27 protein-coding genes and 1 tRNA gene are annotated in these 26,544 nt (G+C 71.0%); 8 read left to right on the forward strand and 20 right to left on the reverse strand.

All coding sequences use genetic code 11. The features are described 5' to 3' along the window. Positions 1-24: 24 nt before the first annotated feature. A complete protein-coding gene (gndA, locus tag F6J85_RS11570; RefSeq protein WP_150925148.1) occupies positions 25-1,632 on the forward strand; it encodes an NADP-dependent phosphogluconate dehydrogenase in 1,608 nt (535 codons plus the stop codon). A gap of 7 nt (positions 1,633-1,639) precedes the next feature. On the opposite strand, the gene F6J85_RS11575 is transcribed toward gndA, so the two are convergent. Beyond that, a complete protein-coding gene (locus F6J85_RS11575; RefSeq protein ID WP_238706940.1) occupies positions 1,640-2,755 on the reverse strand; it encodes an FAD-binding oxidoreductase in 1,116 nt (371 codons plus the stop codon). Further along, positions 2,752-2,988, reverse strand: a complete 237-nt coding sequence (locus F6J85_RS18015; protein ID WP_238706941.1) for an FAD-binding protein — start codon at positions 2,986-2,988, stop codon at positions 2,752-2,754. The genes F6J85_RS11575 and F6J85_RS18015 overlap by 4 nt, the downstream gene beginning before the upstream one ends. 60 nt (positions 2,989-3,048) lie before the next feature. On the opposite strand from F6J85_RS18015, the gene F6J85_RS11580 reads away from it, so the two are divergent. The 3 genes from F6J85_RS11580 (at position 3,049) to F6J85_RS11590 (ending at position 6,297) form a co-directional block, all read left to right on the forward strand. After that, the gene (locus F6J85_RS11580) at positions 3,049-4,047 is read left to right on the forward strand and encodes an NAD-dependent epimerase/dehydratase family protein (RefSeq protein ID WP_150925150.1); all 999 of its coding nucleotides are present in this window, start codon (positions 3,049-3,051) and stop codon (positions 4,045-4,047) included. A 73-nt stretch (positions 4,048-4,120) separates the two neighbouring features. After that, entirely contained in the window at positions 4,121-4,855 is a 735-nt protein-coding gene (locus F6J85_RS11585) for a response regulator transcription factor (protein WP_150920497.1), read from the forward strand. Positions 4,856-4,911: 56 nt separating this feature from the next. Next, positions 4,912-6,297 (forward strand): sensor histidine kinase, encoded by a 1,386-nt coding sequence (locus tag F6J85_RS11590; RefSeq protein WP_238706942.1) that lies wholly within the window; start codon positions 4,912-4,914, stop codon positions 6,295-6,297. 5 nt (positions 6,298-6,302) lie between these two features. Here F6J85_RS11590 and F6J85_RS11595 read toward each other — a convergent pair whose 3' ends face one another. The 6 genes from F6J85_RS11595 to F6J85_RS11620 all read right to left on the reverse strand — a co-directional run bounded on the left by F6J85_RS11595 (position 6,303) and on the right by F6J85_RS11620 (position 11,725). Next, a complete protein-coding gene (locus tag F6J85_RS11595) occupies positions 6,303-7,859 on the reverse strand; it encodes an FAD-dependent oxidoreductase (protein WP_150925152.1) in 1,557 nt (518 codons plus the stop codon). Then, positions 7,856-8,728: an FAD:protein FMN transferase gene (locus F6J85_RS11600; protein ID WP_150925154.1), complete on the reverse strand. Its 873-nt coding sequence runs from the start codon at positions 8,726-8,728 to the stop codon at positions 7,856-7,858. Before F6J85_RS11600 ends, F6J85_RS11595 begins: the two co-directional genes overlap by 4 nt. 4 nt (positions 8,729-8,732) lie before the next feature. After that, on the reverse strand, positions 8,733-9,158 hold the full coding sequence (locus F6J85_RS11605; RefSeq protein WP_150925156.1) for an FMN-binding protein: 426 nt from the start codon (positions 9,156-9,158) through the stop codon (positions 8,733-8,735). 27 nt (positions 9,159-9,185) lie between these two features. Further along, a complete protein-coding gene (locus F6J85_RS11610; RefSeq protein ID WP_150925158.1) occupies positions 9,186-10,220 on the reverse strand; it encodes a ribose-phosphate diphosphokinase in 1,035 nt (344 codons plus the stop codon). After that, on the reverse strand, positions 10,195-11,652 hold the full coding sequence (gene glmU / locus F6J85_RS11615; RefSeq protein ID WP_150925160.1) for a bifunctional UDP-N-acetylglucosamine diphosphorylase/glucosamine-1-phosphate N-acetyltransferase GlmU: 1,458 nt from the start codon (positions 11,650-11,652) through the stop codon (positions 10,195-10,197). The genes F6J85_RS11610 and glmU overlap by 26 nt, the downstream gene beginning before the upstream one ends. A 1-nt stretch (position 11,653) precedes the next feature. After that, a tRNA-Gln gene (locus F6J85_RS11620) sits at positions 11,654-11,725 on the reverse strand. An 84-nt stretch (positions 11,726-11,809) separates the two neighbouring features. Between F6J85_RS11620 and F6J85_RS11625 the strand changes: the two genes are divergently transcribed. Beyond that, on the forward strand, positions 11,810-12,307 hold the full coding sequence (locus F6J85_RS11625; protein WP_150920509.1) for a MarR family winged helix-turn-helix transcriptional regulator: 498 nt from the start codon (positions 11,810-11,812) through the stop codon (positions 12,305-12,307). 49 nt (positions 12,308-12,356) lie between these two features. Here F6J85_RS11625 and F6J85_RS11630 read toward each other — a convergent pair whose 3' ends face one another. After that, positions 12,357-14,147: an ABC-F family ATP-binding cassette domain-containing protein gene (locus F6J85_RS11630; RefSeq protein ID WP_150925162.1), complete on the reverse strand. Its 1,791-nt coding sequence runs from the start codon at positions 14,145-14,147 to the stop codon at positions 12,357-12,359. Positions 14,148-14,187: 40 nt separating this feature from the next. Between F6J85_RS11630 and F6J85_RS11635 the strand changes: the two genes are divergently transcribed. Then, positions 14,188-14,400: a KTSC domain-containing protein gene (locus F6J85_RS11635; RefSeq protein WP_150920513.1), complete on the forward strand. Its 213-nt coding sequence runs from the start codon at positions 14,188-14,190 to the stop codon at positions 14,398-14,400. A gap of 37 nt (positions 14,401-14,437) precedes the next feature. Here F6J85_RS11635 and F6J85_RS11640 read toward each other — a convergent pair whose 3' ends face one another. The 7 genes from F6J85_RS11640 to F6J85_RS11670 all read right to left on the reverse strand — a co-directional run bounded on the left by F6J85_RS11640 (position 14,438) and on the right by F6J85_RS11670 (position 20,058). Next, on the reverse strand, positions 14,438-15,367 hold the full coding sequence (locus F6J85_RS11640; protein WP_150925164.1) for an ABC transporter substrate-binding protein: 930 nt from the start codon (positions 15,365-15,367) through the stop codon (positions 14,438-14,440). Positions 15,368-15,392: 25 nt separating this feature from the next. Next, positions 15,393-16,115 carry an ABC transporter permease gene (locus tag F6J85_RS11645; RefSeq protein ID WP_150925166.1) on the reverse strand — a complete coding sequence of 241 codons (723 nt, stop codon included), beginning with the start codon at positions 16,113-16,115 and terminating at the stop codon, positions 15,393-15,395. Continuing rightward, positions 16,112-16,795: an ABC transporter permease gene (locus F6J85_RS11650; protein WP_150925168.1), complete on the reverse strand. Its 684-nt coding sequence runs from the start codon at positions 16,793-16,795 to the stop codon at positions 16,112-16,114. Before F6J85_RS11650 ends, F6J85_RS11645 begins: the two co-directional genes overlap by 4 nt. Next, positions 16,792-17,616, reverse strand: coding sequence for an ABC transporter ATP-binding protein (locus tag F6J85_RS11655; protein ID WP_150925170.1), 825 nt, complete (start codon positions 17,614-17,616; stop codon positions 16,792-16,794). The genes F6J85_RS11650 and F6J85_RS11655 overlap by 4 nt, the downstream gene beginning before the upstream one ends. Before the next feature lie 18 nt (positions 17,617-17,634). Then, positions 17,635-17,937, reverse strand: a complete 303-nt coding sequence (locus F6J85_RS11660) for a DUF427 domain-containing protein (protein WP_150920519.1) — start codon at positions 17,935-17,937, stop codon at positions 17,635-17,637. A 130-nt stretch (positions 17,938-18,067) separates the two neighbouring features. After that, the gene (locus F6J85_RS11665) at positions 18,068-18,997 is read right to left on the reverse strand and encodes a 4-(cytidine 5'-diphospho)-2-C-methyl-D-erythritol kinase (RefSeq protein ID WP_191906593.1); all 930 of its coding nucleotides are present in this window, start codon (positions 18,995-18,997) and stop codon (positions 18,068-18,070) included. After that, positions 18,994-20,058, reverse strand: a complete 1,065-nt coding sequence (locus tag F6J85_RS11670) for an aldo/keto reductase (protein WP_275094041.1) — start codon at positions 20,056-20,058, stop codon at positions 18,994-18,996. The genes F6J85_RS11665 and F6J85_RS11670 overlap by 4 nt, the downstream gene beginning before the upstream one ends. A 134-nt stretch (positions 20,059-20,192) precedes the next feature. On the opposite strand from F6J85_RS11670, the gene F6J85_RS11675 reads away from it, so the two are divergent. After that, positions 20,193-21,773, forward strand: coding sequence for a stealth conserved region 3 domain-containing protein (locus tag F6J85_RS11675; protein ID WP_150925171.1), 1,581 nt, complete (start codon positions 20,193-20,195; stop codon positions 21,771-21,773). On the opposite strand, the gene F6J85_RS11680 is transcribed toward F6J85_RS11675, so the two are convergent. Continuing rightward, on the reverse strand, positions 21,727-22,665 hold the full coding sequence (locus tag F6J85_RS11680) for a phosphodiesterase (protein ID WP_150925174.1): 939 nt from the start codon (positions 22,663-22,665) through the stop codon (positions 21,727-21,729). The two genes, F6J85_RS11675 and F6J85_RS11680, sit on opposite strands and share 47 nt — an antisense overlap. Before the next feature lie 121 nt (positions 22,666-22,786). After that, positions 22,787-23,647 carry a 16S rRNA (adenine(1518)-N(6)/adenine(1519)-N(6))-dimethyltransferase RsmA gene (gene rsmA, locus F6J85_RS11685; protein ID WP_150925176.1) on the reverse strand — a complete coding sequence of 287 codons (861 nt, stop codon included), beginning with the start codon at positions 23,645-23,647 and terminating at the stop codon, positions 22,787-22,789. Between the two features lie 71 nt (positions 23,648-23,718). On the opposite strand from rsmA, the gene F6J85_RS11690 reads away from it, so the two are divergent. Then, the gene (locus F6J85_RS11690) at positions 23,719-25,185 is read left to right on the forward strand and encodes a sugar porter family MFS transporter (protein WP_150925178.1); all 1,467 of its coding nucleotides are present in this window, start codon (positions 23,719-23,721) and stop codon (positions 25,183-25,185) included. 107 nt (positions 25,186-25,292) lie between these two features. Here F6J85_RS11690 and F6J85_RS11695 read toward each other — a convergent pair whose 3' ends face one another. Together F6J85_RS11695 and F6J85_RS11700 are read right to left on the reverse strand one after the other, a co-directional pair. Then, positions 25,293-26,060, reverse strand: coding sequence for an SDR family NAD(P)-dependent oxidoreductase (locus F6J85_RS11695; protein WP_150925180.1), 768 nt, complete (start codon positions 26,058-26,060; stop codon positions 25,293-25,295). After that, entirely contained in the window at positions 26,057-26,482 is a 426-nt protein-coding gene (locus tag F6J85_RS11700) for a nitroreductase/quinone reductase family protein (RefSeq protein WP_150925182.1), read from the reverse strand. Before F6J85_RS11700 ends, F6J85_RS11695 begins: the two co-directional genes overlap by 4 nt. Between the last annotated feature and the right edge of the window lie 62 nt (positions 26,483-26,544).

Below are 26,544 nucleotides of genomic sequence, written 5' to 3' on the forward strand. Positions count from 1 at the left end.
CCCCCTCGATCACCAGGAGCCCGCGTGTCCGCAACCGATCCCGCCCAGACGCAGCTGTCCACTGATCAGGATCAGGCGCCCCATCAGGCGACCCGTGCGCATGAGGGCGCCCCGGCACCGGAGGACGTCCCCCGCCCGACCGCCGATGCGGGCACGGATGCTCCCGCCGAGGGGAGCGGTCACGCCAACATCGGCGTCGTCGGCCTGGCGGTGATGGGGTCCAACCTCGCCCGCAACCTCGCCAGCCGCGAAGGCAACACCGTGGCCGTGCTCAACCGGTCCCGCTCCAAGACGGATGAACTGGTGGGCGCGCACCCGGAGGCCGGATTCGTCCCCGCCTTCTCCTACGAGGATTTCGCCGGGTCGCTGCAGCGCCCGCGCACCGCGATCATCATGGTCAAGGCCGGTGGCGCGACCGACGCGGTCATCGAAGAGCTCATCCGCGTGTTCGAACCCGGCGACATCATCGTCGACGGGGGCAACGCCCTGTTCACCGACACCATCCGGCGCGAGAAGGCGGTCCGCGAGACGGGCATCAACTTCGTCGGCATGGGCGTCTCCGGCGGCGAGGAGGGCGCGCTGAACGGCCCGTCGCTCATGCCCGGCGGATCCGACGAGTCCTGGACCACGCTCGGCCCGATCCTCCGCTCGATCGCCGCGGTCGCCGAAGGCGAGCCGTGCGTGACCCACGTCGGCCACGACGGTGCCGGGCACTTCGTGAAGATGGTGCACAACGGCATCGAGTACGCCGACATGCAGCTGATCGCCGAGGCGTACGACCTCATCCGCCGCGGGACCGGCAAGAGCCCCGCCGAGATCGCCGACGTGTTCGCCGAGTGGAACCGCGGCGAGCTGGAGTCGTACCTCATCGAGATCACCGCCGAAGTGCTGCGGCAGGTCGACGCCGAGACGGGCCGCCCGCTCGTGGACGTCATCGTCGATCAGGCCGGCGCCAAGGGCACGGGTGCGTGGACCGTCCAGACGGCACTGAGCCTGGGCGTACCGGTCTCCGGCATCGCCGAGGCCACCTTCGCCCGATCCCTCTCCAGCCACCCCGAGCAGCGCGAGGTCTCGCGCGCGCTGCCGGGCCCCTCGGCGGAGTCGGCAGCCCAGGCGCTGCAGGTCGACGACGTCGACGCCTTCATCGAGAAGATCCGCCTCGCCCTCTATGCCTCCAAGATCGTCGCCTACTCGCAGGGGTTCGACGAGATCCGCGCGGGGGCGGCCGAGTACGGCTGGCACATCGACCTCGGCCGGATCGCGGCCATCTGGCGCGGCGGATGCATCATCCGCGCCCAGTTCCTCAACCGCATCACCGAGGCGTACGCCGCCACGCCCGAACTGCCGGTGCTGCTGACCGCCCCCTACTTCGTCGACGCGCTCACGCGTGCGCAGGCGGCCTGGCGCGACGTGGTGGCCATCTCGGCCCGCGCGGGGATCCCGGCTCCGGCGTTCTCGTCGTCGCTGGCGTATTACGACGGCCTCCGCGCCGAGCGTCTGCCGGCCGCACTCATCCAGGGGCAGCGCGACTTCTTCGGCGCGCACACCTACAAGCGCATCGACAAGGCAGGCACCTTCCACACGCTGTGGTCGGGCGACCGCACCGAGATCGAGGCCGAAGACACCCACTGACCGTCCGTCACGACGTGCCGTCCGCGCTCGCGGGCGGCACGTTGTGGTTGCGGCGGAACAGATTGCCCGGATCCCACGTCCGCTTGATCGCCGCCAGACGCGACCAGACCGGTTCCGGATACATCCGCCGGGCCCATTCCGGATCGGTCGACACGCTGAAGTTGGCGTACCGCGCCAGCCCGTGCGCCTCGATGGCCGCCCACTCGCGTTCGGCCGCGGCGACACCCGCCGCATCGAGCAGTCCCGGCACATCGAAGGCCCCGGCCATGGCGAACCACGTGGCCGAACGGGCCGGGAAGGGCGTATCCGCGGGGGCCACGTCGCCGTAGGCGCCTCCCAGCGAGCGCAGGAACAGCACCGCTGCCGGCCGCGTCGCGCGAAAGCCGACGAGCGCGTCGACGACGTCGTCATCGAGCTCCGCGAGCAGCGTGTTGCCGCCGACGAACCCCGGTGGCGGTTGGTCGGGGTCATAGCCGGGCATCTCCATCAGCACATCGGGATAGGAGCGCACCGCGATCTCCTCCGCCGAGACACCCGGCACCGCCAGCACGGGCTCCAAAAAGGATCGCGTGGCCGCGACATCGGTGTCGATGCCGCACACCGTGATCCCCGCCCCGGCCGGGGCGTTGGGATCCATCGCCGGCACGTCCATGTACGTCACCGTGAACTGCGGCGGCGCGTCGCGCATGAGATCGCGCAGCGCCCGAAGGGTCGCGGCCGCGTCGCCGGAGACGCGCAGCGTGGCGAAGACGACGTCGTTCAGTGCATGCGCGACGAAGTCGAACCGCGTGACGACGCCGACGTTGCCGCCGCCGCCGCGCAAGGCCCAGAAGAGATCGGGATGCTCCGTGGCCGAGGCCTCCACGACCTCGCCCGACGCGGTCACCACCTGCGCGCCGACTAGCTGGTCGGCCGCGAGCCCCCACGCCCGCACCATCCAGCCGATCCCGCCGCCCAGGGTCAGTCCCCCCACGCCCACGGACGCGGTGTCGCCCGAGCTGATCCCGAGCCCCTCCCCCGCGAGGGTGCGGGCGACGTCGCCCCAGGTCGCTCCTCCGCCCACCGACACCCGGCGCGTCGCCGGGTCGACGCGGATGTCGCGGAGCTCCGCGAGGTCGATCACGACACCCCCGGGACGGTGCCCCACGCACTGTGCCCGCCGCCGCGGACTCCGATGGGCAGGTCGTGCGCGGCGGCGTAGGCCACCGCTGCGCGCACGTCCTCCACCGCGGCGGCGCGCACGATGAGGTCGGGCTCACCGATGCCCGAGTGGAACAGCCGCGCCTGATCCCAGCCGGCGTCGCCGGGCCGGACGAGCGCGCCGTTCACGCGCGCCGAGAGCTCTGTCGTATTCATGCGCCACACGGTAGACCCAGCCGCCGACACAGGGAAGATGGGGAGGTCTAGGGTCGTCGTGTGAGCTCTCGACGCATCCTCTTCCTCGGCGGTTCCGGTGTCATCAGCACGTCCTGCGTGCGCGCAGCCGTCGCGGCAGGTCACGACGTGACCGTCCTCAACCGCGGTCGGAGTCCGCGAGCGCTGCCCGGCGACGTGCGGGAGCTCGTCGTCGACGTGCGCGACGCCGAGGCGGTGACCGCGGCGCTCGCGGGTGCCGAGTTCGACGTCGTCGCCGATTTCCTCTCCTTCGTCCCCGCGCACGTGCAGACGGCGCTCACGGTCGCCGGTGAGCGCGCCGGGCAGTACATCTTCATCAGTTCCGCCTCGGCCTACCAGAAGCCCCCGGCACGCGTACCCGTGACCGAATCCACCCCCCTGCGCAATCCGTTCTGGCAGTACTCGCGCGACAAGATCGCGTGCGAAGACCTTCTGGTCGCGGCGTACCGGGACCGCGGCCTTCCGGTCACGATCGTGCGCCCATCGCACACGTACGACGCCACTCTGCTGCCCACGATGGGCGGGTGGACCGACGTGGCACGCCTGCGCGCCGGCAAGCCCGTCGTGGTCCACGGCGACGGCACGACGCAGTGGACGCTGACGCACAGCGATGACTTCGCCGTCGCCTTCACGGGGCTCCTGGGCAACCGCGCGGCCCTCGGCGAGGCCTTCACGATCACCGGCACGCACGCGCCCACGTGGAACCAGATCTACACGTGGCTCGCCGAGGCGGCCGGCGTCGCGGACCCGCAACTCGTCCACATCGCCAGCGAGACGATCGCGGCGTGGGACCCCGACCTCGGTCCGGGGCTCCTCGGAGACAATGCCCATTCGATGGTGTTCGACAACGCCAAGGTCACGGCCCTGGTGCCTGCGTTCGCCACGACGATCACGTTCGACGAGGGGGCCCGGCGCATCCTGGCCTGGTTCGACACGCACCCCGAACAGCAGCAGGTGAACGAGCGACGCGACGCGCTTTTCGACCGGATGATCGCCCACGCGCGCGCCGCCGGCGCCTGATGGGGATCCCACTCACAGCCTGCGCATAACCGGGACCATAGGAATGTCATAGTTCAAGGCGCACAATGGCCTCATGAACGCGGCTGCTTCTCCCTCCGCCCTGACCCGACCCGATGGCACTCCGCTGCGCGTTCTCGTCGTCGACGATGAGCAGATGCTCACCGACCTCCTCTCGATGGCATTGCGCATGGAGGGCTGGGACGTGCGCACGGCCTCGTCCGGGCTGCAAGCCCTGCAGGCCGCCCGCGACTTCGCCCCCGACGCCATGGTGCTGGACATCATGATGCCCGACCTCGACGGGATGTCGGTGCTGCAGCGCCTGCGCCACTCCGGCAACGACGTGCCGGTGCTGTTCCTGACGGCCAAGGATGCGGTGGCCGACCGCGTCGCCGGTCTCACCGCCGGCGGCGACGACTACGTCACCAAGCCCTTCAGCCTGGAGGAGGTCGTGGCCCGGCTGCGCGGTCTCATGCGCCGCGCGGGGACGGCCACCGCGGGGGACGCCGAGCCGATCCTGCGCGTGGCCGATCTGTCGCTGAACGAGGACAGCCATGAGGTGTTCCGCGGCGACGACGAGATCGAGCTGACCGCGACGGAGTTCGAGCTGCTGCGCTACCTCATGCGCAACCAGCGGAGGGTCGTCTCCAAGGCGCAGATCCTCGACCGCGTGTGGCACTACGACTTCGGCGGCCGCTCCAGCGTCGTGGAGCTGTACATCTCCTACCTGCGCAAGAAGGTCGATCAGGGCCGGGAGCCCCTCATCCACACCGTGCGCGGCGTCGGCTACATGATCAAAGCGCCGCAGTGACGGGCCCCCGGCGCCGCCTTCCGAACTACCACACGTGGAGTCTCCAGGCGCGGCTGATGACCGCGATCATCGGGATGGTCGCGGTCATCCTGGCGATCATCGCGCTGTCCACCGCCGCCATCCTCGGCCAGGTGCTGCAGGAGAACCTCGACACGAGCGTGCGCAAGGCCGCGGAGGATGTGCGACTGAGCCCGCAGAGCACCGCCGAGGAGGTCCTGGCGACGGGCCGGTTCCGAGACGGGACGCTTCTGGTCACCCGGACGCTCGGCGGCGGCACCACCGGCGCGTACGTCGACGGCAGCGACGTACGCGTGCTGGATCAGTCGCAGATCTCCGACATCGTCGAATCCGTGGGCGGGGCCACGTCGTACACGGTCGAGCTGGCCTCCCTGGGCGACTACCGGGTCGCGACACTGGAGGGCCGGCAGGTGCTCGCGATCGTCGGGCTGCCGCTGACGGAGATCACCGGCACGCTGTCGCAGATCCTGGCCACCGTCGCCATCGTCACCACCGGCGGCCTGCTGCTGCTGTCGGCGATCATCGCCGTGGTCATCCGCATCGGGCTGGGCCCCCTGCGCGCGGTCGCCGACACCGCCACGCGCGTGGCGAAGGTGCGCATGGACTCCGGTGACGTCTCCATCACCGAGCGGGTGCCCGCCCAGCAGGCGGACGACAGCACCGAGATCGGACAGGTGGGCGCGGCCCTGAACACCCTGCTGGACCATGTGGATGCCTCGCTCACGGCCCGCCAGCACAACGAGGAGCTCATGCGCAGCTTCGTCGCCGACGCGAGCCACGAACTGCGCACCCCCCTCACCTCGATCCGGGGATACTCGGAACTGTCGCTGCGCGATCCGTCGCTCAGCCCCGGCACGCAGGCGGCGCTGGAGCGCATCCAGGCGCAGTCGCTGCGGATGACCGCACTGGTGGAGGACCTGCTGCTCCTGGCCCGCCTGGACGAGGGCACCGAGATCGTCTACGGCGAGGTCGACCTCACCCGCCTCGCCATCGAAGCCGTCGAGGACGCCCGCCCGGCCGGCCCCGACCATCGCTGGGTGCTCGACGTCGAGGACGAACCGGTCACGCTCGCCGGCGACACCGCGAGATTGCGTCAGGTCGCGGACAACCTGCTGGCCAACGCGCGCACGCACACGCCCCCCGGCACGGTCGTGACCGTCTCGGTGCGCCGGGAGGGCGAGGAGGCCGTGCTCAGCGTGCACGACGACGGGCCGGGCGTGGATCCGGCGGTGGCCGACCGGCTGTTCGAGCGGTTCTCGCGTGGAGACGCGTCACGGGCGCGGCAGACCGGGGGCACGGGCCTGGGGCTGTCGATCGCGCGGGCCATCGTCGAGGCGCACGGCGGCACGATCGGGGTGCGCAGCACACCGGGCGACACGACCTTCGAGGTGCGACTGCCGCTGCGGCACGCCGGCACGGCCTGAGCGGCTCAGTACCCGGAGAAGGCGTCGGTCGTGAGCGAGCGGGCACGATCCAGCGCCGGTGCCAGATCGGCCAGCAGCGCAGGCGGACCGGAGATGTACGCGTGGCGGGCGGTGATGTCGGGCACCATGCGCAGGAGCCCTTCCGCGTCCACCCGCACCCCGCGGCCTGCCCACCGCCACTGCGCCGGCAGATCGGGGGGCGCGTCACGGGAGTACACCACGACCGGGATCCCCGAGCGCTCGATCTCCTCGCGGTATGCCAGCTCCGACGCATCCGAGGCGACGTAGATCAGCACGATGTCGCGGTCCGCCTCCGTGGCGACGAGATGACGCAGCTGCGACACGAACGGCGTCACCCCGATGCCGGCGGCCACCAGCAGCAGCGGCGCGGTGCTGCGAGTGGGCAGGAGGAAGTCGCCCCACACGCCGGTCACCGCGAGCGTCGCGCCCACCGGCACCTCGGCGAGCGCTCGCTTGTAGCTGGATTTGGAGCCCTCCTTGAAGGCGATCCGCACGACGGGCATCTCCCCCGGAGCGGAGGCGATCGAGAACTCCCGCCGCGTGCCGCGGGCATCCGGGCGGCGGTGCGGGACCTCGAGCTCGAGGTACTGCCCCGGCCGGAAGGCGAATGGGCGCCGGGCACGGAAGGTCAGCTCGCGCACCGTCGGCGTCACGTCTCGCCGCCCCTCGAGCACGAGCCGCACGGCCGCGCGCCACGTGAAGGCGAAGGCGAAGGCGTTGCCCGCGAGCAGGGCGAACTCCTGCCCGAGGGTGAACGCGCCCACATCGATCGGCCAGCCGGCGAGCACACCCACCAGCGCGGCGACGGCGAACTGCTGCCAGCGGCGCGGGGGCATCGTGAGCGGTTCGGACAGCATGAAGGCACCCAGGAACAGATACGGCGATGACAACGTCACCTGCGTGAGGATGGCGAGGGCATCCACCTCCACGCCGGCGGCGGAGTCCAGCGCCACGGCCCGCAGGAACGCCACCCCGGCGGCGATGACCCAGAACCCCGCGACCATCCGCAGCTTCTCGGTGCGCCACAGCACCGCGACACCCAGGACGAGCACGGGGGCGGCCATCGCGGGAGTGCCCACCCACCACGCCGAGGCGCCCAGCGCGGGCACGGCGATGCCCACGAGGGTCAGCGCGGCCGCACCCACCGCGGCGGGGTTGAAGACATGGCGTCCGCGCCACGCGAGCAGGTACTTCGACAGGGATGCCACGGCACCGGCGAGCGCGATGCCGGCCAGCCCCGCCGGATCCAGCGTGGGGAACAGCACGAACAGCAAGATGGCGGCGGTGATGAGGGAGGATTCCACCCGCGGCGGCACCCGCAGCATCCGGTGCAGCGCGACGTCGACGACCACGCACACCACGGCCAGCACGAGCGCCGTCACGATGAGCTCCAGCGGCCCAGGGCCCACCAGGCCCGCGAGCGAGAGCACGACGGCGATCGCGGCGAGAGCCGCCAGCGACAGCAGCACGAGGCGGTAGCTGGAAAGGCGACCCAGGACGCCGAACACGCGCGTCCAGCCCGCCGTGAGTGCACCGATCACGAGAACAACTCTGCCGTACTTCCCGGCGACCACTCCACGCGGCCGTCGGTGCGCATGCGCACCCACTGCCCGCCCCACGCGGCGGCCAGCTCCGGCCCGCCCTCGAAGAACAGCGCCGTGGCCAGTGCGTCGGCGCGCAGCGCGGTGTCGGCCACCGCCCATGTGGCGGCGTACGCGCGCACCGGCGCTCCGGTCCGCGCGTCCAGGACGTGATGGAGCCCGTCGCCCCACGCGCGGCGGGTGACGCCGGAGGCGCACAGGGCGGCGTCGGCCACTTCGATGACGCCGATCGCACGGCGGGGATCGAACGGATGCTCCAGCCCGATGCGGTGCGCGGCGCCGCGCACCGCGAGATCACCGGAGGCATCCACCAGCACGTCCGCCGCCCCCGACTCCTGCACCGCAGCCAGCACGAGATCGACCAGGCGCCCCTTCCCCACCGCTCCGACGTCGATCATCGCCGGGGCATCGAGGGCGAGCCGGCCGCCCTCCCACGTGAGGCTGCGGCGCCAGCCCGCCGGCGCGGGCACCGGGTCGGCCGCGGAGGACAGGGGGTACCCGGCGCCGTATCCCAGGCGGACCAGCGCGTCGCCGACGAGCGGGTTGACGGCCCCGCCGGTGGCGGTGTCGAGCGCGGTGTACACGTCGAGCATCGCCGGAGCATCCGCGGGAAGGGGCACCGCGCCGCCCGAGCGCGCCAGTCCGGTCACGAGGGAATCGGGACGGAAGCGCGACCACGTCCGGTCGAAGGCGTCCACGATGCCCTCGACACGGGATCGCACCGCGGGCGCCAGGGGCGCTGCGGTCTCGACCGACCAGCGCGTGCCGATCGCCTCGAACGCCCAGACCGCGCGCGGGGCCGGCGGCATCGGCTCAGGCCGCGGCCTCTGCCTTGATGACCTCGATCGCCTCGTTGAAGCCGCCGCTGGTGAGGGAGGACCCGGCCACGCGGCTCACCGAGATCTCGTCGATGTCGCGACCCACGACCTCGTCCGAGATCCCGCCGATGAAACGGCCCTGGTACTGCACCGACTGCGGCGCCTGCGGGTCGCCGGCCACCTCCACGGCCGTGATGACGTCGTCGGCCAGGGTGAGGGTGACCTCGATGGTCTCGGTCGTCTCGGGCGTGCGATACGAGCCCTCGGCCGTGTACGTGCCGTCGGTGTAGGCGGCCTCCTCCGGCGAGGCGTTCTCCTGCGAGCCCGACCCGGCACAGCCGGTCAGGCCTACGATGCCGGCGACCCCGGCAAGGGCAGCACCGACCCGGATGGGGCGTCGCACAGCAGTGGGGTGGAGCACGGCATCCTCCTTACGCGAGGCGTCGAATCAGGCCTCGCCGCCGAACATGCTGGTCACGGAGCCGTCTTCGAAGACCTCGCGGATGGCACGGGCCAGCAGCGGCGCGATGGAGAGCACGGTCAGACCGTCGAACCGCTCGTCGGCGGGGATCGGCACGGTGTCGGTGACCACGACCTGGTCGATCGCGGCGTCCTGCAGCCGCTCGATCGCCGGCGGGCTGAAGATCGCGTGCGTCGCGGCGACGATGACCTTCCTCGCGCCGGCCTCCTTGAGCGCCTGCGCGGCCTTGACGATGGTGCCGCCGGTGTCGATCATGTCGTCCACCAGCAGGCACGTGCGGCCGGAGACCTCACCGACGATCTCGTGCACCGTGACCTGGTTGGCGACCTTCGGGTCGCGCCGCTTGTGGATGATGGCAAGCGGAGCGCCGAGGCTGTCCGACCAGGTGTCGGCGACGCGCACGCGGCCCATGTCGGGTGAGACGACCGTCAGCGTCGCCCGGTCGTCCTCGCTGAGGTGCTGGCGGAAGTACTCCAGCAGCACGGGCTTGGCGAACAGGTGATCCACCGGGCCGTTGAAGAAGCCCTGGATCTGCGCGGCGTGCAGGTCGACGCTCATGATGCGGTCGGCGCCGGCGGTGGTGAGCAGGTCGGTGATCAGGCGCGCGCTGATCGGCTCGCGACCGCGGCCCTTCTTGTCCTGGCGCGAGTACGGGAAGTACGGCGCCACGACGGTGATGCGCTTGGCCGACGCGCGCTTGAGCGCGTCGAGCATGATGAGCAGCTCCATGAGCCACTCGTTGACCGGCGGGCCGAAGGACTGGATGACGAAGACGTCGCATCCGCGGATCGACACCTCGAAGCGCGTGTAGATCTCGCCCGACGCGAAGGTGCGGTGCTCGGTGGGGGCGAGTTCCGTGCCCAGTTGTTCCGCGACCTGGGCCGCCAGCTCGCGGTGCGAGCGCCCGGCGGCGACGACGAGACGCTTCTTCGTCTTGGCGACCAAGCCGGGGGCGATGCCGTTGACCCGATCGAGATCAACCGTCTTCTTCTTGCGACCCATCGCCAGCTTCCTGTGCAGCCCGGGCCCCGGCGGCGGCGGATGCCGCGCCCGTGCCCGGTCGGTTCTTTTCGACCCACCCCTCGACGTTGCGCTGGGGGGCCACGCTCAGTGCCAGGGCGCCGGGGGGAACGTCCTTGCGGATCACCGCGCCGGCCCCGGTCTTTGCACCTGCCTCGATTCTAACCGGCGCCACGAACACGTTGTGCGAGCCGGTGTGCACCTCGTCGCCGATCTCGGTGCGGTGCTTGGTCAGATCGTCGTAGTTCGCCGTGATCGCGCCGGCACCCAGGTTCACCCCGCGCCCGATCGTGGTGTCGCCGATGTAGGACAGGTGCGGCACCTTGCTGCCCTCCCCGATCGAGGAGTTCTTCGTCTCGACGAAGGTGCCGATCTTGCCGCCGGCGGCGAGCGTGGTGTTGGGGCGGAGGAACGCGAACGGCCCGACGTTCGTGCGCGCACCGATCACGGCGAGGGTGGCGTCGGTGCGCCGCACGACGGCGTCCTCTCCCACCTCGCAGTCCACGAGGCTCGTGTCCGGCCCCACGGTCGCACCGGTGGCGATGGTCGTCGCGCCCAGGATGTGCGTGTTGGGCAGGACCGTGACATCCGGGGCGAGGGTGGCGTCCACGTCGATCCACGTCGTCGCCGGATCCTGCACGCTCACGCCCTCCAGCTGCCAGCGGCGCACCGTGCGGGCATTGAGGATGCGGGCGGCCTCGGCCAGCTGCACGCGATCGTTCACGCCCAGCGCCGCGGTGGCGTCGGGGGCGAGGGCTGCGGCCACCGGCAGCCGCGAGTCCCGCAGCAGCCCCACGACGTCGGTCAGGTACCGCTCGCCCTGCGCGTTCGCCGTGCCCACGAGGTCGAGGTGGCTGCGCAGCGCGGGCGCCTGGAAGACGTACACGCCGACGTTGATCTCCGCCACGGCGGCCTCGTCGTCGCTGGCGTCCTTCTGCTCGACGATGCGCTGCACGTCGCCGGCGGCGTCGCGGATGATGCGGCCGTACCCGGTGGGGTCGTCCACGCGCGCGCTGAGGATCGTGGCCGCCGCCCCCGACGCCCGGTGGGTCGCGAGGAGGTCGGCGAGGGTGGATGCCTCCAGGAGCGGCACGTCGCCGCTGAGCACCAGGACGTCGCCGGCGAAGTCGCCGAGGTCGGCCAGGGCCACCTGCACGGCCCGGCCGGTTCCGGGGATCTCGTCCTGGTCGACGATGTGCACGCCGGTGGCCACGTCGTTGATGGTCTCCACCACGCGGTCGCGGTCATGGCGGACGACGACCTCGATCCGCACCGGGTCCAGGGCTGCGGCGTTGTCGAGCACGTGCGCCACCAGCGGGCGCCCGCCGAGGGGATGCAGCACCTTGGGCAGGCGCGAGCGCATGCGCGTGCCTTGACCGGCGGCGAGGATCACGATGGCCAGATCATTCGTCATGCTCCGCCGCCAGGATTCGAACCTGAACCTCACAGCTCCAAAGGCTGTCGTGCTGCCGTTACACCACAGCGGACCGCCGCCGCGTGATGCGAGGGCGCCTTCCAGTCTGCCATCCCCCCGGCCTGGAGACCGGCGTGGGCCTGGCCATAATGGGACGGTGAGCCAGGAGAGCGACGAGGTCGACCGCATCGTCGGTGCGTGGGTCCGCCAGCGGCCCGACCTCGATTTCTCTCCGCTGGAGGTCCTCTCCCGCGTCGACCGGCTCTCCCGCCACCTCGACCGCGCCCGCAAGGAGGCGTTCCGCCGCAGCGAGCTGGAGCCGTGGGAATGGGACGTGCTCTCCGCGCTGCGGCGCGCGGGCGAGCCGTTCCAGCTGAGTCCCAAGCAGCTCCTGCAGCAGACCCTCGTCTCCAGCGGCACGATGACCAACCGCATCGACCGCCTCGTGGGCCGCCGGCTCGTGCGCCGCGAGGCCGACCCCGCCGACGGCCGCAGCGTCCTGGTGACGCTGACCCCCGACGGACGGACCCGCGTGGATGCCGCGATCACGCGCCTCGTGGATGCCGAGGCGATCCTCCTGGACAGCCTCTCCCGCAGCGACCGCGAGCGGCTGGCGAGCCTGCTGCGCAAGCTCAGCCTCGGCTTCGACGCCTGACCGCTCCGCCTCCCGGATCCCCGCGCGCCTGTGCCGGGGATGCGGCGGGTCAGCCCAGCGCTTCGCCCAGCTCGTACCAGCGGGTCTCGAGGTCGTCGCGCTCGGTCTCCATCACCGCGATACGCTGCATCTCGGCGGCCAGGCCCGCGTAGTCGGCCTGATCGTGCTCGGCCAGCGCCATGCGGGCGGATCCGATGTCCTTCTCCAGCTTGCCGATCCGCCGCTCGAGCGCGGCGATCTCCTTCTGCGCGGCCCGCAGGTCGGCCCCGGAGAGTGCGGACGACGCCGCCGGGGCGCCGGCGGTCGCACGCGCGGCCGTGTCCGGCTGGCTCCGGCGCAGTCGCAGGTACTCCTCCACCCCGCCGGGGAGGTGGCGCAGGTGCCCGTCGAAGATCGCGTACTGCTGATCGGTCACCCGCTCCAGGAAGTACCGGTCGTGCGAGACCACCAGGAGGGTGCCCGGCCACGAGTCCAGCAGGTCCTCCATCGCGGCGAGCATGTCGGTGTCGAGGTCGTTGGTCGGCTCATCCAGGATCAGCACGTTCGGCTGGTCCAGGAGGATCATGAGCAGCTGCAGGCGGCGCTTCTGCCCTCCGGAGAGGTCTCGGACCGGGGTGGAGAGCTGGGCGCTGGAGAATCCGAGGCGCTCCAGCAGCTGCCCGGGCGTGAGCTCCTGCGCCTTGGAGCCGGCGCCGAACGTGTAGCTGGTCCGCAGGCCCGCGACCACGACGCGCACCGGGTCGTCGAGATGGTCCTCGAGTTCGTCGAGACGCTGCGTGAGGGTCGCCACGCGCACGGTCTTGCCGCGCTTGACGCGACCGGCCGTCGGATGCACCGTGCCGTCGATGAGCCCGAGGAGCGTGGACTTGCCCGCGCCGTTGACACCCAGGATGCCGGTGCGCTCCCCCGGCGCGATGCGCCACTCGACCCCGCGCAGCACCTCGCGGTCGTCGTATGCGACGGACACGTCCAGCAGGTCGACGACGTCCTTGCCCAGCCGGGAGACGGCGAGGGATTGCAGCGCGACGGGGTCGCGGATCTCCGGCACGTCGGCGATGAGCGCGTTGGCCGCGTCGATGCGGAACTTCGGCTTCGCCGTGCGCGCCGGAGCGCCCCGGCGCAGCCACGCCAGCTCCTTGCGCGCGAGGTTCTGGCGGCGCGCCTCGATGGAGGCGGCCTGGCGATCGCGTTCCACCCGCTGCAGGATGTACGCGGCGTACCCGCCCTCGAAGGACTCGACGATGCGGTCGTGCACCTCCCACGTGACCGTGCAGACCTCATCGAGGAACCACCGGTCGTGCGTGACGACCAGAAGGCCGCCGGCCCCCGCCGGCCACCGCCGCTTGAGGTGCTCCGCCAGCCACGTGATGCCCTCGACGTCGAGATGGTTCGTCGGCTCGTCCAGGAACAGCACGTCCCAGTCACCGACGAGCAGGCGCGCCAGCGCGACGCGCCGGCGCTGGCCTCCGGAAAGGGTGCCCAGCGGCGCATCCCACGCCAGGTCGGTCAGCAGACCCGCGATCACGTCGCGCACGCGGGCGTCGCCCGCCCACTCGTGGTCGGCCAGGTCGCCCACGACGGCGTGCCCCACCGTGTCGTCGTCATCGAGGACGTCGGCCTGATCGAGTACGCCGATGCGCACCCCGCCGCGGACCGTCACGCGCCCGGAGTCGGGTTGCGCACGCCCGGCCAGCATCGCCAGCAGGCTGGACTTGCCGTCGCCGTTGCGACCCACGATCCCGATGCGGTCTCCTTCGTTGACGCCGAGGGAGACGGAGTCGAAGACGACGGTGGTGGGGTATTCCAGGTGCAGGGCCTCGGCCCCGAGAAGATGCGCCATGTCCCTCCCAGCCTAGGCGGGCGGGCGTAGCGTGGCCGCCATGAGGCGAACGCGGGTGCGCTCGAGTGCGATCACGTCGGTCGGTTACGACCCCGCGACGGCCGTGCTGGAGATCGAGTTCACCAGCGGCGAGGTGTACCAGTACTTCGCAGTCCCGCCCTCCAGACACCGCGGGCTGGTCGAGGCCGAGAGCGTCGGCCGGCACTTCCTCGCGCACATCCGCGACGTGTATCCCGACCGACGCGTCCGGTGAGCTGCGGGGCGGGCCGCACGCGACCCGCCCCGGTGGCTCAGTTCAGGCCGTTCTCCTCCAGCCACGCCTCGGCGATGTCTTCGGTGGACTCCTGGTCGACCGTGCTCTGCACGTTGAGGGCCACGAGGGCCTCGGGCGTCAGCGCGGCGCTGACGGCGTTGAGCACGTCGGCGATCTCATCGGCGATGTCGGCCTGCACGAGCGGCACGACGTTGGAGGCGAGGATGAGGTTCTCCGGGTCTTCCAGCGCGACGATGTCCTCGGTCTCGAACGCCGGGTCGGCGGTGTAGATGTCGGCGATGTTGACGGTGCCGGCCAGCAGGTCCTCCAGGGTGGTCGGGCCGGTCGCGGAGAAGGCCACGTCGACGCCGTAGGTCTCCTTCGCGCCCGCCGGTCCGTACGGACGCTCCTCGAACTCCGGCGCCGCACCGATGGTGAGGGGGACGTCCACCTCCGCCAGGTCGGCGATGGTGGTCAGGTCGTACTGATCCGCGAACTCGGTCGTCACCGTGTAGGTGTCCTGATCGGTCGCCGGCGCGTACTCCAGGACGGTGAGCCCTTCGGGCAGCACCTCCTGCAGCGCCGCGTAGACCTCGTCCGGCGCGGTCGCCGTCGCCGAAGGGTCGAAGTACTCCAGGAGGTTGCCGGTGTACTCGGGGAACACCGTGATGTCGCCGTCCTCGATGGCCGGCATGTACGCGTCGCGCTGGCCGATGCTGAATTCGCGCTCGACGTCGAACCCGGCGTCCTCGAGGGCCTGCGCGTAGATCTCCGCGATGATCTCGTTCGAGTAGTACTCCTGCGACCCGACGACGATGGTGGTGTCATCGTTCTCGCGGCTGCTCTCCCCGCCGGCGGGATTGTCGTCTTCGAGGGGGTTGCTCGACGCGCACCCCGCCAGGAGGAGGGTGCTGACGGTGCCGGCCGCGAGGAGGGCGCCGAGGCGCGAGTGCTTCGCTGTGGACATGGTGTTCTCTCTCTGTGGGGGTTCTTCAGGATGCCGGAACGGGCCGCGCAGCGGAACCGGCCAGCGCGGATCGAGCCGGGGCGGTACGCTGTCCCGCCGGGACCGCCGCGCGCTGCAGCAGTCCGAGGACGAGATCCAGCAGCAGCGCCAGAAGCGCCACCAGCAGCGCCGCTCCGAGCACTTGGTCGAAGCGCTGCAGCGGGATGCCCTGGATGATGGGGTAGCCGAGTCCGCCGAGGTTCACATAGGCGGCGATCGTGACGGTGGCCACCACCTGCAGGACGGCCGAGCGCAGGCCGCCCACCAGCAGCGGCAGGCCCAGAGGCACCTCCACCCGCCACAGGATCTGCCACTCGGTCATCCCCACCGCCCGCGCGGAGTCCACGACGCGGCGGTCGATGGCCTCGAACCCCGTGAACGCACCGGCCAGCAGCGGCGGCACCGCCAGCAGCACGAAGGTGATCACGGCCGCTTCGACGCGGTGCACGACACCCAGCAGCAGCACCAGGAGGATGAGGAGCCCGAACGAGGGCACCGCGCGAGCAGCCCCCGACACCGCCAGCGCGATCTCCCGGCCCTTACCGGTGTGACCGATCGCCCACCCGGCCGGCACGGCGATCACGGCGGCGATCAGGACGGACACCGCGGTGTATCCGAGCTGCTGTCCGAACAGCACCGGCAGGGAGTAGCTGCCGGTGAGACGGTCGGGCGAGAAGATCCACGCGAGCGCGTCGAGGAAGAGGTTCATGCCATCCTCCGAGCCGCGACCGGTGACGCGGCTCGGCGCGCGGGGGCGGCGCGCCGCGACCACGGCATCAGCAGGCGGCCGGCCAGCACGAGCAGGACGTCGACCACGAGGGCGACCACCACGACGGCGACCACCCCGGCGAACACTTCGCTCAGGATGCGCCGGCCCAGGCCGTTGGTGAAGAGGTAGCCGAGGTTGGTGACCCCCACGAGCGCCCCGACGGTCGCCAGGGAGATCGTGGACACCGCCGCCACGCGGAGCCCTGCCAGCACGACCGGCCCCGCCAGGGGGAACTCCACTCCCCAGAACCGCCGGAACGCGCCGAATCCGACCGCGGTGGCGGATTCGCGCACCGCCGCGTCGACGGAGCCGAGTCCGTCGGCCACCGAGCGCACCAGGATCGCCACGGCGTAGATGGTCAGTGCGACCAGGAGATTCAGCTCGCTCGTCGCGCGGTATCCGAAGAGCGCGGGCAGGAGGATGAGCAGCGCGAGGGAGGGGATCGTGTACAACAGGCCCGTGATGCTGATGAGCCAGCCGCGCAGCAGCCGGTAGCGGAAGGCGAGCCAGCCCAGCGGCACCGACACCACGAACCCGACCGCGATCGCGACGACGCTCTGACGCAGGTGCACCAGGGTCAGCTCGCCGATCAGGTCGAGGTTGTTCCAAACCCAGGTCACCCCGGCGACTCCTCCACGAGCGACCCCTGCGTCCGGCCGTCGCCGTCCACCACGATCGTGCCGGTCGGGGTCTGCCGCAGGCGCAGGGCCCGCTTCCCCCGGTCGGCGCCGATGAAGTCGGCGACGAATCCGGCCGTCGGATCGGCGAGGATCTCGTCGGGGGTGCCCTGCTGGGCGATGCGGGCGCCCTTCTCCAGCAGCACCACCTGATCGCCCAGGAGGAACGCCTCGTCCACGTCGTGCGTGACGAACACGATCGTCTTGCCGATCTCCCGCTGCAGGCGCAGCAGTTCCTGCTGCAGTTCGGCGCGGACGATGGGGTCCACCGCGCCGAAGGGCTCGTCCATGAGCAGGATGTTCGGATCGGCGGCGAGGCCGCGGGCCACCCCCACGCGCTGCTGCTGTCCGCCGGAGAGCTGACCGGGATAGCGGTCGGCCATCGCGCGGTCCAGCCCCACGGTGTCCATCAGCTCGAGGGCACGCGCACGGGCGGCGCCACGTTTGACGCCCTCCAGCACCGGCACGGTGGCGATGTTCTCCGCGACGGTGAAGTGGGGCAGGAGCCCGGAGTTCTGCATGACGTAGCCGATCTGGCGCCGCAGGCGCACCGGCTCACGTCCGGCGACGTCCTCGTCGTCGATCGAGACGGTGCCCGAGGTGGCGTCGACCATGCGATTGATCATGCGCAGCAGCGTCGTCTTGCCGCATCCGGACGACCCGACCAGGACCGTGGTCCTTCGGGAGGGGATGACGAGGCTGAAGTCCTCCACGGCGTGGGTGCCGTCGGGGAAGACCTTCGACACATGCGAGAACTCGATCATGGCTGCGGGGTCAAGGCGTCATTCGACGACCTCGATCTCCTTCCAGAAGGCGACATACCCGGAGAAGTCTTTGCCGACCCGTTCGATCGCGGTCGGGTACGGGTCGGGATAGGCCCATGCCCGGTCGGTGAGGGCACGATCGCCCACGGCCACGGTGTAGTACTGGCAGGCGCCCTTCCACGGGCACGTGTACGGCGTGGGGCTGTCGGACAGCACGCCGGCGCGGACGCTGTCGGGTGGGAAGTACCAGTTGCCCTCGATCGAGATGAGGTCCTGCCGGTCGGCTTCGGCGATCACCGTGCCGTCGAGCACTGCTTTCATGTCGTCCTCCTGCACACAGGGGCGCCGTCGCCGGCGTGGGGTGGGCGTCACGCTACCCGAGGTCTCCGACGTCGCGCGTGATGCGGTCTCGTCTTGTCAGCGCCTGGCGGGCACGGTAAATTCCCGCGGCTCAGATGATGCGGGCCCCGGGCACCGGACCGTGCACGTGCATGGCATGCAGGCCCGCCCCGGTCAGGCTGACGCGCAGATCCAGCGCGGCGGCCTCGTCGGCTGCCAGGAACGCCAGCGTGGGGCCGGAGCCGGACACGATGCCGGCGAGCGCTCCGGCGCGCTCGCCGGTCTCCAGTACGCCGGCCAGGTCGGGGCGCAGGTGCAGGGCGGGAGCCTGCAGGTCGTTGCGCAGCGAGGCCGCCAGCATGCCCGCGTCGCCCTGGCGCAGCGCGTGCAGCACTCCCGGGTCCACGGCCGGGCGGCGCGGTACCGGGCCGATGTCGGCGAGGTGGCGCTCGCGGTGCACGTCCAGTTCGCGGTACACCACGGGGGTGGACATCCCCTCGTCGCTCGTGACGAGCACCCAGTCGAAACGCCCCCGCGCCAGCGCCGAGCTCAGCTCGTCGCCGCGTCCGGTTCCCACGGCCGTGCCCCCCAGCAGCGCGAACGGCACATCGGCGCCCAGGCGTGCGGCCAGGCGCAGCAGCTCGGCGGTGGACAGCCCCGTCTCCCACAGCGCGTCGCACGCCACCAGAGCCGCCGCCGCATCCGCAGATCCGCCGCCCATGCCACCGGCCACCGGGACGGCCTTGCGGATCTCCAGGTGCACGCCCGCCTGCACGCCGGTGGCCCTCGCCAGGAGCCGCGCGGCGCGGACGGCCAGATTGCGGTCGTCGGTGGGCACCTCGTCGAGGCCGGTGGGGCCGGAGACCTCCACCGTGATGCCGTCTGCGGGGCTCGCCCACAGCTCCTCGTAGATCGACACCGCCTGATAGGCCGTGGCGACCTCGTGATACCCGTCGTCCTGGACGTCGCCGACTTCGAGGAAGACGTTGATCTTCCCGGGCGCGCGCACGTGGACGGCGTCGCTGGGGGTGGCCAGGCTCACCGGGCCGAATCCGCCCAGCGATCGAGATCGATCGTGTCGGCGAGAGCGTCGATGCGCTCCAGCTCCTCGGTGTCGAAGGCCGGGCCGTTCACGGCGGCGAGATTGTCGTCCAGCTGCTCGACGCGGGAGGCTCCGATCAGAGCGGATGCGACGGTCGGCTCCCGCAGCACCCACTGGATCGCCATCTGCGCGAGCGTCTGACCGCGTTCTTTGGCGACGAGGTTGAGTCCGCGCAGCGCCGAGACCGCCCCGTGCGGGAGGGGCGCATCCGGGAGGGAGGAGCGGCGCTGGGCGCGCTGGGCGCGGCCGTCGCCGAGGTACTTGTCGGTGAGCACGCCCTGGGCGAGCGGGGTGAAGGCGATCGCCCCCATGCCCTCCTGCGCGAGCACCCGCGTCAGCCCGTCTTCGACCCAGCGGTTCACGATCGAGTACGACGGCTGGTGGATGATCAGCGGCGTGCCGAGGGACCGGGCCACCGCTGCGGCCACGACGGTCTGCTTCTCGTCGTACTGGGAGATCCCGACGTAACGGGCCTTCCCCTGCCGGACGAGGGTGTCGAGGGCGCCGATCGTCTCCTCGATCGGGGTGACCGGATCCGGACGGTGCGAGTAGAAGATGTCCACGTGGTCCAGTCCCATGCGGCGCAGGGACTGCTCGGCGCTGGCGAGGATGTACTTGCGCGACCCGAGGTCGCCGTACGGGCCCGGCCACATGTCCCACCCGGCCTTGGACGACACGAGGAGTTCATCCCGGTACGGGGCGAAGTCCTCGCGCATGGCGCGGCCGAAGTTCGTCTCGGCCGACCCGTAGGGCGGGCCGTAGTTGTTCGCCAGGTCGAAGTGCGTGACCCCGCGGTCGAAGGCGTGACGCAGCAGCTCTCGCTGCCGGTCGAAGGGGATGTTGTCGCCGAAGTTCCACCACAGTCCGAGGGACACCGGGGGGAGGTACACTCCAGACGTACCCACCTGTCGGTAGTCCGTCATCGCATAGCGATCCCCGGCAGCGGCGTATGGGCGATGGAGGTCGGAGACGTCCGGGCGGAAGCGCGGTCGGTCGGTCACCCTCCGACCCTAGCGCGCACCCCCGGAACGAACGACCCCTCGGTGAAACCCGGTCGTAACGGGACTGAACTACCGTGGGCGCACTCCGCGCCCGCGGAGGATCCCGACTTCAATGTTCTCGGAAGGAGAGCCCAGTGCGTCGATTCGTTCCCCTCCCCACGGAGATCGATCCGTGGCGGGCTCTGCTGGCCCGAGAGGACGTCCGGCTGCTGGACGGCGTGCTCCATCTCGTCACCGACGAGGTCTCCCCCGCCGAGGCGCTGTCTCAGGACCTCCTCGATGTCGCCGACTCCCTGGAGGCGGCCGGGATCGAGGTGCTCCTGGTCCGCGACAGCAATCGTCGCCCCAAGCTCGTCGCCGATGCCCACACGGCTCCGGCGGCGCTGGCGGCACTGCGATCCGCCCGCCCCGGCGAGCCGTTCTACCTCAAGGCCCGCGGGGATGACCCGGTGCCGATGCACGGAGCGGTCGTGGAATCCGGCGCCCTCGCCTCGTACGCGGTGTTCCGGCCACGCACGAGCACGAACGGCGCCTACCGCTACGGCTCCTCGCTGGCTCCGCGCCTGGAGTTCTGGCGGTTCGGTGAGGCCCTCGTGGAAGCGCCCCGCCCCACCGTCCTCTCTCGGCGCGTGACGGCACGGGAGGACGTCGCGTTCGTGCGCACCGAGCGCTACGGCCGCGCGTGGACGACGCTGGCCGGCATGTTCGACCCGCACCCCGACGAGGTCCGCGTCGACATCGACATGGTGTTCTCGTGGGTGGACGGCTCCTCCACCGAGTTCCAGCGTCAGCGCGCCGCGCAGATGGACGGCTACGTCGTCGGCGACGGCGATGACTCCCCCGCCCGGTTCCGTCAGATCGACGAGCTGCGTTACGCCCTGCGCAGCGTCCACATGTACGCGCCCTGGGTGCGGCGGATCTTCATCGCGACCGACTCCCCGCGCCCGGCGTGGCTCGCCGAGCACCCGAACGTCACCCTCGTGCGCAGCGAGGAGTTCTTCGCCGATCCGGCCGTGCTGCCCACGCACAATTCCCACGCCGTGGAAGCGCAGCTGCACCGCATCGACGGGCTCGCCGAACACTTCCTCTACAGCAACGACGACATGTTCTTCGGTCGCCCCGTGGCCCCCGAGCTCTTCTTCAGCGCCGGCGGCGTGAGCCGTTTCGTCGAGAGCGGCGTGCGCATCGGCTCGGGCGCGCCACATCCGGGCCGCTCGGGTCACGACAACGGACTGCGGGTGAACCGCGCCCTGCTGCAGGAGCGTTTCGGGCGCGTCATCACGCACGACCTGGAGCACTGCGCGGTGCCCATGCGGCGCTCGGTCGCGGCCGAACTGGAGCGCGAGTTCGCCGCCGACTACGCCCGCACGGCGGCCAACCGCTTCCGCGCCGCCACCGACATCTCCGTGACCAACAGCCTGTACCACTACTACGCGCTGCTGACCGGGCGCGCGGTCGTCACCCGCGAGCCCCGTGTGCAGTACGTGCAGACCACGCAGCTGGACTCGCTGCGCACGATGGAACGCCTCGTGACCCGCCGCGACACCGACATGTTCTGCCTCAACGACGGCAGCGTGCCCGAGATCCCGGAGGAGATGCGCGTGCGCGCCCTGCGCTCGTGCCTGGAGCGCGCGTTCCCGGTGCGCCCCCCGTGGGAGCACCCCGAGGTCAGTGCAGGACCGGCAGCGGAGCGGTCGGCGGTGCTGTCCGGCTGAGGTCGGCGGAGGAGGTGGGCACTTCGATGCCCGCCTCGCGCAAGCGCACCGCGGAGGCGGCGGCGTCGACGTACTGCAGCGGCGGCGCATCCACCAGCGGCACCACCGAATGCACGATCGTGTGGTCGTACACGTGGATGAGGTTGAACCCCTGTGCACCGTCGTGCGGACGCGTGCCGCCCACGGGCACCGTCAGATCCTGCGTGTAGCACGTGGCCGACGCGACCGAGACGGGGATGCCGGCGAAGGTGGCGAACGTCGAATAGTGCAGATGACCGCCGATGATGGCGCGCACGTCGGTGCCCCGCAGCACGCGCGCCAGGCGGGCCTGGTCGCGAAGCTCGACCGTTGCGGCGAGGTCGAGGACGCTCGGCACCGGCGGGTGGTGCAGCGCCAGGATCGTGCCGTGCGGGGCGGGGGTGGCGAGCACGTCGGCGAGCCACTGCAGCTGCGCGTCGGAGACCTCGCCGTGGTGGTACCCGGGAACGGTCGTGTCCAGCGTGACGATCCGCAGGCCGTCCAGCTCGTCCACGCGATCCACGGGGGCGGTCGGCGGCGCCGACGCCTCCTCCGGCAGGAGATGCGCGCGGAAGGCCGTGCGGTCGTCGTGGTTGCCCATCACCCAGATGACCTTCGCGTCCAGTCGCTCGGCGAGCGGTTCGACCAGCTCCCGCACGCGCGCGTAGGCCTCGTCCTCGCCGTGATCGGCCACGTCGCCGGTGAACACCAGCGCGTCGGGGCGGACCCCGGAGGCCTCGATGGCCGTCAGCGCCCTGGCGAGGGAGGCGTCGCTGTCGACCGCGTCGTACAGGCGCGACCCGAGGGCGCGCAGGTGCGTGTCGCTGAGATGGAGCAGGATGCGTTCGGCTTTCGGGTACTCGGCGTACCGCATGACTCCCCTTCGCGCCGGCGGGTGCGGCGATCTGGTGTTCGGCTCTTGCGTTCCGAGTCAAATGTTACCGGCATGTTTCGGGACCGGGCTGGTAACCGGTCGGGAACGCGCCGTGAACACGTCAGGAACGCCCGGCGTCGCCCATCGCGCGCGCGACACGGAGGAAGTCGTCGATCGACAGTTCCTCCCCGCGCGCCGTCGGCGCCACCCCGGCACTCTCCAGCACCGCGGATGCGGCCGCGGACGAGCCCCCGAGCACCGCGGCGAGGGCCTGCCGCAGCATCTTGCGGCGCTGCTGGAACGCCGCATCCACGATCGCGAAGGTGCGGCGACGCTCCTCCTCGCTCCCCCGGGGCTGGGCGTCGCGGGAGAACGCCACCAGCACCGAGTCGACGTTCGGCACCGGCCAGAACACCTGACGCGACACCGTGCCGGCCAGCCGCCACGGCCCGTACCACGCCGCCTTGGCGCTGGGCGAGCCGTACACCTTCGATCCGGGCGGAGCGGCCAGGCGCTCCCCCACCTCGGCCTGGACCATCACGACGCCCCGTGTGAGAGCCGGGAACGTCTCGAGGAAGTGCAGCAGCACCGGCACCGAGACGTTGTACGGCAGATTCGCCACGAGCACGTCGGGGTCGCCGGGAAGGTCGGTGACGCGCAGGGCGTCGGCGCAGACGACCGTGAGCGCTCCGTCGGTCACGCCGTGCTCGAGCGCGGTGGTGGGGAGTCGCTCGGCGAGACGGCGGTCGATCTCCACGGCCACCACCTCCGCACCCTGCTCGAGCACCGCGAGGGTCAGCGAGCCCAGGCCCGGGCCGATCTCCACGACGCGATCCTGCGGGGTGACGGCGGCCACCTGCACGATCTTGCGGACGGTGTTGGCGTCGACGACGAAGTTCTGCCCCAGCTTCTTGGTGGGAACGACGTCGAGGTCCGCGGCGAGGCGGCGGATCTCGGTCGCGCCGAGGAGGGAGACGGGCATCCCTTCACTGTAGCCAGCCGCGGGTGCAAGGCCTCATCCGCGACGAGCGCGCGAGGTATACCGTGGCCACCATGAGCAAAACCGGCACCATTCCGGCAGACGCCTTCTCGCTGCGCAGCCCCTTCGGCCGCCGCGCGGTCGGACTGTCCGTGGCCGCCGCCGTGGGCGGGTTCCTGTTCGGCTTCGACTCGTCGGTGATCAACGGCGCCGTGGACTCCATCGAGGGGAATTTCGGGCTCTCCGACTTCCTCACCGGGCTCGTCGTCGCCGTCGCGCTGCTGGGCTGTGTAGCCGGCGCGATCCTCGCCGGCGCACTGTCGGACCGCTTCGGGCGGCTGAAGGTCATGATGCTCGGCGCGGTGCTGTTCCTGGTCTCCTCCGTCGGGTCGGGACTGACTTTCAGCGTCCCCGACCTGATCGTGTGGCGCGTGATCGGAGGTCTCGGCATCGGCATCGCCTCGGTCGTCGCGCCCGCCTACATCGCCGAGATCGCGCCGCGTCAGATCCGGGGCAGCCTCGCGTCACTTCAGCAGCTGGCCATCACGCTCGGCATCTTCGCGGCACTCCTCTCCGATGCCCTGCTGGCAGGCGCGGCCGGCGGGGCGTCGCAGCAGCTGTGGCTGGGCATGGAGGCCTGGCGGTGGATGTTCCTCGTCGGCGTCGTGCCGGCCGCGGTATACGGCATCCTGGCGTTCCTGGTGCCGGAGTCACCGCGCTACCTCATCGCGAAGGGCCGCTTCGACGAGGCCAAGGAGATCTTCTCCCGCCTCGTGCCGCCCGCCGACCTCGAGAAGACGATGAAGGAGCTCACCCACGCGATCGAGTCCGACCGCGCCAATTCGGGCGTGAGCCTGCGCGGCAAGTCGCTGGGCCTGCAGCCGATCGTGTGGATCGGCATCATCCTGTCGGTGTTCCAGCAGTTCGTCGGCATCAACGTGATCTTCTACTACTCCACGACGCTGTGGCAGGCCGTCGGCTTCGGCGAGAGCAGCGCACTGCTGGTGAGCGTGATCACGTCGGTGACGAACGTGCTGGTGACCCTCATCGCGATCTGGCTCGTCGACCGCGTCGGACGCAAGCCGATCCTGATGACCGGCTCGGTCATCATGACCCTCTCCCTGGGCACGATGGCCCTGGCGTTCTCGTTCGCGGAGGGATCGGGCGAAGACGTGTCGCTGCCGGGGGCGTGGGGTCCCATCGCGCTGGTCGCGGCGAACCTGTTCGTCGTCGGATTCGGTGCATCCTGGGGCCCGCTGGTGTGGGTGCTGCTCGGCGAGATCTTCCCCAGCCGGATCCGCGGCAAGGCGCTGGGGGTGGCCGCCGCCGCGCAGTGGCTGGCGAACTTCGCCATCACCGTGTCGTTCCCACCGATGTCGGGGTGGTCGCTGCCGCTGACGTACGGGATGTACGCCTTCTTCGCGGCGCTGTCGTTCCTGTACGTGTGGTGGAAGATCCCCGAGACCAAGGGCATGGAGCTCGAGCAGACCGAGACGCTGTTCGTGCAGAAGCCCAAGCAGCCCAAGCCCGCGAAGCCCTGACCCGCGAGACTGCATCCCACCGACGAGACCGCGACATAATGCGGCGGTCTCGTCGGTGGCGTGCAGTCTCACGGAGAGGAAGCTGGCGGGCGGACGGCCAGGGTCCTCTAGAGCAGGGTCCCGCCCGAGACCTCGACGCGTTCGGCCGTCAGCCAGCGCAGCTCGCTGGACGCGAGGGCTGCGATGGCATCGGCGATCTCGTCGGGGCGCCCGACGCGGCCGAGCGCGGTGTGGGCGGCCAGGCTGCTGCGCAGCTCGGGGTCGTCGCGCATGGCGCCGCCGTTGAAGTCGGTGGCCGTCGGGCCGGGGGCGATGCTGTTGATGCGGATGCCGCGGGGCCCGAGCTCCACGGCGAGGGCGCGGGTGATGGCCTCCACCGCCTTCTTCGACGCGGCGTAGAGCGAGGTGCCGGGGCTGACGTGGCGGGTGAGAGAGGTGGAGACGTTGATGATGCCACCACCGGCGCCGATGTGGGGTGCCAGTGCCTGGATGAGGAAGAACGTGCCGCGCACGTTCGTGCCGATGAGGGCGTCGAACTCGTCGACGGTGGCGTCTTCGAGGCGGCCGAACAGCCCGATCCCGGCATTGTTCACCAGCACGTCGATGCCGGGCCTCCCCCAGCGCTCGTCGATGTCGCGCCGCAGCGAGACCGTGAAGTCGGCGAAGGAGGCGACATCCGCCAGGTCCAGTCGCGCGGCGATGGCATCACCGCCTGCGGCGCGGATCTCTTCCACGACGCGGGATGCCTCGTCGGCATCGCCCCGATAGGTGAGCACCACGGCGAAGCCCCGCTGGGCGAGCGCGCGGGCGGTCGCTCGCCCCAGGCCGCGGTTGGCGCCGGTGACGACGGCGATTCGAGGGGTGTTCTCGGTCATTCGGTGTCTCCTTCCGGGAAGTCAACGCTGATGAGCGGGCTTCCCTGCATCCATTCGTCGAGGGGTGCGACCGGCTGGCGGATGCCGGCGGGGTTCCACGGCTGATTGAGGTCGGCGATGATCGACGAGAACACGGCCTCCCGCTGAGCGCGATCGAGCACCGGGGTGCCCACTGCCGGCAGATCCGCCCGCACCCCGTTCTTGAGATGGAACACGAAGTCGGGGTTCGCCACGATGTTCGCGTACCAGCTGCGCCTCGCCGGCGTGGTGGAGAGATAGATCCGCCCGTCGACCCGGTAGAACCACACCTCGATGCGCCGCGGCCTGCCGGTGCGCGCGCCGGTGGTGGTGATGTCGATCGTGCGCTCCCGTGCGCGTGAGGCCGGCGTGATGGCCAAGGCCCGTTCGATTCTCTGTTCCATGACACCTCAAGTAAGTATTTATTTACTTATACGCTAGACGGGAGATGATGGTCGTGTCAACG

Origin of the sequence: Microbacterium lushaniae, assembly GCF_008727775.1 — a bacterium.
GTDB classification, from domain to species: Bacteria; Actinomycetota; Actinomycetes; order Actinomycetales; family Microbacteriaceae; genus Microbacterium; species Microbacterium lushaniae.

Bases quoted from the DNA above. Each gene is read 5' to 3' on its own strand.
- F6J85_RS18015 (WP_238706941.1), bottom strand. From the start codon at position 2,988: ATGAATACGACAGAGCTCTCGGCGCGCGTGAACGGCGCGCTCGTCCGG.
- F6J85_RS11585 (WP_150920497.1), top strand. From the start codon at position 4,121: ATGAACGCGGCTGCTTCTCCCTCCGCCCTGACCCGACCCGATGGCACT.
- F6J85_RS11590 (WP_238706942.1), top strand. From the start codon at position 4,912: ATGACCGCGATCATCGGGATGGTCGCGGTCATCCTGGCGATCATCGCG.
- F6J85_RS11600 (WP_150925154.1), bottom strand. From the start codon at position 8,728: ATGCCGCCGGCCCCGCGCGCGGTCTGGGCGTTCGAGGCGATCGGCACG.
- F6J85_RS11610 (WP_150925158.1), bottom strand. From the start codon at position 10,220: ATGGGTCGCAAGAAGAAGACGGTTGATCTCGATCGGGTCAACGGCATC.
- glmU (WP_150925160.1), bottom strand. From the start codon at position 11,652: ATGACGAATGATCTGGCCATCGTGATCCTCGCCGCCGGTCAAGGCACG.
- F6J85_RS11630 (WP_150925162.1), bottom strand. From the start codon at position 14,147: ATGGCGCATCTTCTCGGGGCCGAGGCCCTGCACCTGGAATACCCCACC.
- F6J85_RS11635 (WP_150920513.1), top strand. From the start codon at position 14,188: ATGAGGCGAACGCGGGTGCGCTCGAGTGCGATCACGTCGGTCGGTTAC.
- F6J85_RS11640 (WP_150925164.1), bottom strand. From the start codon at position 15,367: ATGTCCACAGCGAAGCACTCGCGCCTCGGCGCCCTCCTCGCGGCCGGC.
- F6J85_RS11645 (WP_150925166.1), bottom strand. From the start codon at position 16,115: ATGAACCTCTTCCTCGACGCGCTCGCGTGGATCTTCTCGCCCGACCGT.
- F6J85_RS11655 (WP_150925170.1), bottom strand. From the start codon at position 17,616: ATGATCGAGTTCTCGCATGTGTCGAAGGTCTTCCCCGACGGCACCCAC.
- F6J85_RS11660 (WP_150920519.1), bottom strand. From the start codon at position 17,937: ATGAAAGCAGTGCTCGACGGCACGGTGATCGCCGAAGCCGACCGGCAG.
- F6J85_RS11680 (WP_150925174.1), bottom strand. From the start codon at position 22,665: ATGCGGTACGCCGAGTACCCGAAAGCCGAACGCATCCTGCTCCATCTC.
- rsmA (WP_150925176.1), bottom strand. From the start codon at position 23,647: ATGCCCGTCTCCCTCCTCGGCGCGACCGAGATCCGCCGCCTCGCCGCG.
- F6J85_RS11690 (WP_150925178.1), top strand. From the start codon at position 23,719: ATGAGCAAAACCGGCACCATTCCGGCAGACGCCTTCTCGCTGCGCAGC.
- F6J85_RS11695 (WP_150925180.1), bottom strand. From the start codon at position 26,060: ATGACCGAGAACACCCCTCGAATCGCCGTCGTCACCGGCGCCAACCGC.
- F6J85_RS11700 (WP_150925182.1), bottom strand. From the start codon at position 26,482: ATGGAACAGAGAATCGAACGGGCCTTGGCCATCACGCCGGCCTCACGC.